This is a genomic window from Serratia sp. PL17 (assembly GCF_017832355.1).
Classification (GTDB): Bacteria; Pseudomonadota; Gammaproteobacteria; order Enterobacterales; family Enterobacteriaceae; genus Serratia.
The window spans coordinates 98,523-104,764 of the sequence record NZ_JAFIBY010000012.1 but is presented as its reverse complement, the minus strand read 5'-3'; the positions used below and the strand labels follow the sequence as shown (position 1 = coordinate 104,764).

Here is a 6,242-nt window from a genome sequence, read left to right as displayed (position 1 = left end):
TCCAGTTCAAGATGAAGGTGCTTCCATGACCTCCCAGGTGACCGACGTTCTAGAAGCAGTCCAGTCATTCATCGCCAAAGGCTATGACCGCGAATACCGCGTCAAGGACGGCAATCTCGTCGATCTCGAACTAGGGTCAACCCTCGATGCAGGGGTTTGAGAGCCAATGGAACGAAAACGTACGCTAAGAAGTTAATTCATTGTTTAAATTGAAATTTAGTTCTCTCAGTTCCCCCTTCAAAATATCCTCCGGTAGCGTAAACGTATAATGCCCCAGCATATTGATATGCCCGTGCATCAGTGGGGACAACCGGGCGATATCTTCAACCCCGATTTCTTCTCCATTACTGCGTATCCAGCTCAGGGCTTCCTGCATATAAAGTGTGTTCCACAGTACCACTGCGTTAGTGACCAGGCCCAGTGCCCCCAGCTGATCTTCCTGACCTTCACGATAGCGCTTTCTGATCTCACCGCGCTGCCCGTAGCAGATCGCCCTCGCCACAGCATGGCGGCCTTCCCCCCGGTTTAGCTGCGTCAGGATCCGCCGACGATAATCCTCATCATCAATATAATTAAGAAGGTACAGCGTCTTGTTGACGCGCCCCACTTCCATGATCGCCTGTGCCAGCCCTGATGGGCGCGAGCTTTTCAGCAAAGAGCGAATGAGTTCTGAAGCATGAATGGTGCCCAGTTTCAGCGAACCGGCGGTTCGCATCATCTCATCCCACTGATCCTCGGCTTTCGACAGATCGGCACAACCACGTGCCAGTTCGTCCAGTGCACCGTAATTTGCCGATTTATCCACTCGCCAGAATACCGCTTCACCGGCATCGGCAAGCCGGGGGGAAAACTGGTATCCCAGCAGCCAGAAGAGGCCAAAAATAATGTCGCTGGTACCGGCTGTGTCTGTCATGATCTCAACCGGATTCAGCCCTGTCTGCTGCTCCAGAAGGCCTTCCAGCACAAAAATGGAATCTCGTAATGTGCCGGGGACAACGATGCCGTGGAATCCAGAGTACTGATCAGAGACGAAGTTGTACCAGGTGATGCCACGTCCGGAACCAAAATATTTTCTGTTAGGTCCTGAATTGACGGTTTTCACCGGCGTGACAAAGCGCATGCCATCAGCTGAAGCCACTTCGCCACCACCCCAGCGGCCAGCAAGCTCCAGTGTGGACTGAAAATCAACCAGGCGGGCATTGGCGCTGACCAGCGTTTCTGCCCGGAGGTAATTCTGTTTTACCCAGCTAAGCCGGTGGCGCGTCAGCGCCGGTATATTGTGCTTTATCAGCGGTTCCAGCCCGATATTGCAGGCCTCTGCCATCAGGACCGCGCACAGGCTGATGTGCAGATCCTGTGCCCGGGCCCCGGATTCACTGACATGCGTAAACTCACGTGTAAATCCCGTTCTGGCATCTATTTCAAGCAACAGTTCCGTCAAATCTACTGGCGGGAGTAGCAGCCTTACCCGACTGTTGAGACGATGCAACGATGTTGGCTCCTCCAGTTTCTCCAGGCTGCTGATAGTCAGGGAAGGATGTTTACCGTCATGGCAAATATGAACCTCCGCATTTCCTTCAAAGCGGGATGCGACGGTTTTCCAGGTTTCATCTAGCTGGACCGCCAACTGTTGCACGCCTTTATGGGGTCGGTTCCGGCTGAGGGCGAAATGACACCCTAAGCTTTCGGTTCCTTGGGCCAAAGATATTCGCCAGTCAGTAGAATGTGCGCCCAGCCCAATGGGGATATGTGGGGAAGACATTCAGGGGGAACATCCAACCCTTCGTTCCGCCGCTCCGTGACGGCATGACCAAGATGGACGGTATTCCAGTAAATGATCACCGCAGTCAATAAATTGAGCCCAGCGATTCGGTAGTGCTGCCCCTCTGTCGTGCGATCGCGAATTTCCCCCTGCCTCCCGATACGGAGCGCATTTTTGAGCGCATGGTGGGCCTCTCCCTTGTTAAGACCGATCTGAGCACGCCGCTGCATGTCCGTATCCAGGATCCACTCAATAATGAAAAGGGTCCGTTCAATACGACCAACTTCACGAAGCGCAACTGCAAGGTTGTTTTGTCGTGGGTAAGAAGCGAGCTTGCGCAGGAGTTGGCTGGGCCTGATTTTGCCAGCGGTCATCGTCGCGGCACAACGGAAAATATCAGGCCAGTTCGCAACGATAAGATCCTCCCGGGCTTTTCCACCTACCAACTTGCGTAACTCCCTGGGGGTCGTATCGGGATTAAATACGTACAACCGCTTCAATGGCAGATCCCTGATTCGCAGAACGAGATTGTAGCCGAGCAGGCTACTGGCTCCGAACAAATGGTCGGTGAATCCTGCTGTATCGGCATACTGTTCGCGAACATGGCGACCGACCTCGTTCATCAGTAGTCCATCGAGAATATACGGTGCCTCGCTCACGGTCGCCGGGATCGACTGACAAGCGAATGGCGCGAACTGGTCGCTTACGTGAGTATACGCTTTGAGGCCGGGAACAGAACCATATTTGGCATTGACCATGTTCATGGCTTCGCCATGCCGCGCTGTCGGGAAAAACTGACCATCGCTCGATGCTGACGTGCCCATCCCCCAGACGCGTGACATCGGCAGTTTACCCTGCGCGGCCACCACAATTGCCAATGCCTGGTTCATGGCTTCGCTTTCAACATGCCAGCGGGCAAGGCGTGAGAGCTGCCAGTAATCATGCGTGTTTGTAGCTTCCGCCATCTTACGCAGGCCCAGATTGAGCCCTTCAGCGAGCAGGACGTTGAGCAGACCGATCCGGTCGCGACATGGAGCCCCGGTTCTCAGATGGGTAAACGCATCTGTGAAACCAAGGGCTGCATCAACTTCAAGCAGCATGTCGGTAATCCGAACGGACGGCATTCGGCGATACAGATCCAGTATGAGTGCCTCGGCACCATCCGGCACGTCTGCTGTCAACCTGTCGATCCGCAACGTTCCATCTTCTATGCTACCGTGCGGAATAGTGCCGTTACGGGCAGCCCGGGCCAGCCGCTTAAGAGCGATCGTGAGTCGCGCCTTTCTGTCTGCCAGCCAATCCTGTGGGTTGGAAGGCACGGCCAGTTTTGCATTTTCCTGCGCCGCGATCATCGGCACCAGTACCTGCTTGAGGTCACCATAGCGGCGCGAATGAGCGAGCCAGACATCTCCGGAACGAAAAGCATCCCGGAGGTGAAAGAGTACCGCCACTTCCCAAAGACGGGTATCTCCTTTTTCCTGAGCTCGTAAATGACGGTTCCATTTGGAGCTGGGCCGCAGGAAACGCCTTTCTGGCGATGCAACACCTTTCATCTCTCCGATCGACAAAGCTGCTGCTACCAATGGTCCGGCGACCGGCGCGGCTTCGAGCTTCAGACAGCGCAACATGCGGGGCGCATAACGACGAAAGCGATGGTATCCCTGCCCGACATATGCAAGAGGCTCATCGGCTAGCGTGTTGCTGAGTTGAGTCCCTGTCGCTACCAGTTGAGCGAGCCGGTCCCATGCAACCGAACTGGCGACAGCCATCTCCAGCGGGGTTCCGTCACTGCGGGCCTCAAGCAACGAAGCTCCCAGCGCGGTGAAGGTACGGATCGTATCCGTGAGTGTGGCTTTAGAGCCGGAAATTGTTTCGTCATGCTGGCGCTTCGCTTCCCGCCAGGTTTTTCCTACGATCCTGTCATGGGTTTCGACTATGGCATCAGCAATCGCCGCTTCCCACTCCACAACACAGACGGCAAGGATCGCCCAGCGGCGGTCCGAAGTGATGTCACGCAAACCGTCGGTGAAGTAGCGTTCACCCTGCCGACGCAGCCGGGCAATGCGATGGGCAGGTATGCTGGCCAAAGCACTATGATTGATATTCAGGGTACGCAGAAATTCGAGCCTGTCGAGCAAACGGTTAGCAGCAGCCGAGTTGTTACCAACCTCGAAGTTGCGAAGCCAGATGAAACGACTGATATTGCCGGCGAGCATTTCACTCAGAAGTTTGTCCAGGTGATCGCGAACATCCGCTGTTAAATTTTCCGCAATCCGCGTTTCAATCCGCCGCTCAGCGGCGACCAGAGCATCCGCGCACAAGCGCTCGATTGTCGATACTGCGGGCAGAATGGTGGAAGTTTCCCGACACCGCACAATAAAACGATGAGCAAGATCCTCGTTTGATCTGGCATCTTCGGCCTGGCCGAAAGTCCACTCCCGCAGATCACGGGCACCACGGCCCGTGAAGGTCTTGTAGCCGTAAATTTCGCGCAGCGTGTCCATGTGCTGCTGACGGGTTTGGCGCCGTGTGGCATAAGTGAGAAGCGCATCAGCCGGAACTCCAAGCTGAGCACCGACGAAGGAAAGGACTTCACGCGGGATCATCTCACCAGGAGCCAGTGCACGGCCCGGATATCGTAAGGCACAAAGTTGCAGGGCAAAGCCAATCCTGTTTTCCGGTCTGCGGCGCTGCCTAATGTTTTCCAGGTCATCATCGCCCAGCGTGTAGAACTTCAGTAGCGACAGTTCGTCCGTGGGCAGATCGAACAGCGCTGCTCGCTGCCGTTCGGTGAAAATATGGCGTCGTGACATACAAATTCGTCCCTTTTGAAGTATAGTCTGTTTTGGACAACAGCCAGCCCATATAAATCAGGGCGTTCCGATACAAAAATCCAGGAGGGTTCAATTGGGACATCGTGCCGCCATTTACTGCCGGGTTTCAACAGCGGATCAGTCTTGTGAACGCCAGGAATTTGATCTGCGAGCCTTCGCCGGCCGTGCCGGCTACGACGTGGTGGGAATATTTAAGGAAACAGGTTCAGGAACTAAACTCGACCGGGCCGAGCGAAAGAAAGTCCTGGCGCTTGCCCAGTCCAGACAAATTGATGCAATCCTGGTCACTGAGCTTTCCCGGTGGGGGCGCTCGACGCTCGATCTGCTCAATACGCTACGTGAACTGGAGAACTGGAAGGTTTCCGTGATAGCCATGAATGGAATGGCGTTCGATCTTTCGTCGCCGTATGGACGAATGCTGGCGACGTTTCTTTCCGGCATTGCGGAGTTTGAGCGGGATCTCATCAGCGGGCACTGTTGCAAAGTTAGCGATGAGGCAGCCTTTTGTCTTATTCAAAGGCCTTACATTTCAAAAACTCTGCTTACCAGGCGCATTTCGCCCAGGGGATCACCATAATAAAATGCTGAGCCCTGGCCTTTGCGTAGTGCACGCATCACCTCAATACCTTTGATGGTGGCGTAAGCCGTCTTCATGGATTTAAATCCCAGCGTGGCGCCGATTATCCGTTTCAGTTTGCCATGATCGCATTCAATCACGTTGTTCCGGTACTTAATCTGTCGGTGTTCAACGTCAGACGGGCACCGGCCTTCGCGTTTGAGCAGAGCAAGCGCGCGACCATAGGCGGGCGCTTTATCCGTGTTGATGAATCGCGGGATCTGCCACTTCTTCACGTTGTTGAGGATTTTACCCAGAAACCGGTATGCAGCTTTGCTGTTACGACGGGAGGAGAGATAAAAATCGACAGTGCGGCCCCGGCTGTCGACGGCCCGGTACAGATACGCCCAGCGGCCATTGACCTTCACGTAGGTTTCATCCATGTGCCACGGGCAAAGATCGGAAGGGTTACGCCAGTACCAGCGCAGCCGTTTTTCCATTTCAGGCGCATAACGCTGAACCCAGCGGTAAATCGTGGAGTGATCGACATTCACTCCGCGTTCAGCCAGCATCTCCTGCAGCTCACGGTAACTGATGCCGTATTTGCAGTACCAGCGTACGGCCCACAGAATGATGTCACGCTGAAAATGCCGGCCTTTGAATGGGTTCATGTGCAGCTCCATCAGCAAAAGGGGATGATAAGTTTATCACCACCGACTATTTGCAACAGTGCCTTTTTAAGTGGGAAAATGGTGAAACCGAGCCAAGGGGAAAGAACCTCTTTTCTCTCGGCCAAGTTCTTCGATGCTCTCCAACCTGGCTGCTTTACGGTGATGATTCCCAGCGCCCAATCCCCGTAGATGAGTTGCCCCTCCAGCTTGACGATCGGCAATCAAGGTTAATATCGCTCTTCAACTCCTTGCCTGAGTCCGAAAAATCACGCCATATCTCTGCACTTGAAGAACGCGTTAAGCACTACAGCGCATTGTTTGATGAGCTGAATGCTGCGAGAAAAGCCGCGAAGAAAAAGTAACCAGGCTTGAATTGGGGGAGTAAAGAAAAAAATGTTTTGTTAAACTAATATAGTGTT

The 6,242-nt window shown here is 54.2% G+C and carries 4 protein-coding genes and 1 pseudogene; 2 read left to right on the top strand and 3 right to left on the bottom strand.

Going from position 1 to position 6,242, the window contains the following annotated elements; translation table 11 throughout:
- Nucleotides 1-184: 184 nt before the first annotated feature.
- Together JOE25_RS25500 and JOE25_RS25495 are read right to left on the bottom strand one after the other, a co-directional pair.
- Nucleotides 185-1,642 (bottom strand): annotated as a pseudogene (locus JOE25_RS25500) (Tn3 family transposase); the annotation flags it as partial.
- A gap of 35 nt (nucleotides 1,643-1,677) precedes the next feature.
- Nucleotides 1,678-4,575 carry a Tn3-like element Tn5403 family transposase gene (locus JOE25_RS25495; RefSeq protein ID WP_129941809.1) on the bottom strand — a complete coding sequence of 966 codons (2,898 nt, stop codon included), beginning with the start codon at nucleotides 4,573-4,575 and terminating at the stop codon, nucleotides 1,678-1,680.
- A gap of 94 nt (nucleotides 4,576-4,669) precedes the next feature.
- Here JOE25_RS25495 and JOE25_RS25490 point away from each other — a divergent pair, with 94 nt between their 5' ends.
- Nucleotides 4,670-5,173 carry a recombinase family protein gene (locus JOE25_RS25490; RefSeq protein ID WP_245210102.1) on the top strand — a complete coding sequence of 168 codons (504 nt, stop codon included), beginning with the start codon at nucleotides 4,670-4,672 and terminating at the stop codon, nucleotides 5,171-5,173.
- Here JOE25_RS25490 and JOE25_RS25485 read toward each other — a convergent pair.
- On the bottom strand, nucleotides 5,119-5,823 hold the full coding sequence (locus JOE25_RS25485) for an IS6-like element IS26 family transposase (RefSeq protein ID WP_047389788.1): 705 nt from the start codon (nucleotides 5,821-5,823) through the stop codon (nucleotides 5,119-5,121). The genes JOE25_RS25490 and JOE25_RS25485 overlap by 55 nt on opposite strands.
- Here JOE25_RS25485 and JOE25_RS25480 point away from each other — a divergent pair.
- On the top strand, nucleotides 5,814-6,185 hold the full coding sequence (locus JOE25_RS25480; protein WP_209640245.1) for a transcriptional regulator: 372 nt from the start codon (nucleotides 5,814-5,816) through the stop codon (nucleotides 6,183-6,185). The genes JOE25_RS25485 and JOE25_RS25480 overlap by 10 nt on opposite strands.
- Nucleotides 6,186-6,242 lie beyond the last annotated feature (57 nt).

What these genes read in the sequence shown, in the direction of transcription:
- JOE25_RS25495 (WP_129941809.1), bottom strand. Translation starts at nt 4,575, where the DNA reads ATGTCACGACGCCATATTTTCACCGAACGGCAGCGAGCAGCGCTGTTC.
- JOE25_RS25480 (WP_209640245.1), top strand. Translation starts at nt 5,814, where the DNA reads ATGGGTTCATGTGCAGCTCCATCAGCAAAAGGGGATGATAAGTTTATC.
- JOE25_RS25485 (WP_047389788.1), bottom strand. Translation starts at nt 5,823, where the DNA reads ATGAACCCATTCAAAGGCCGGCATTTTCAGCGTGACATCATTCTGTGG.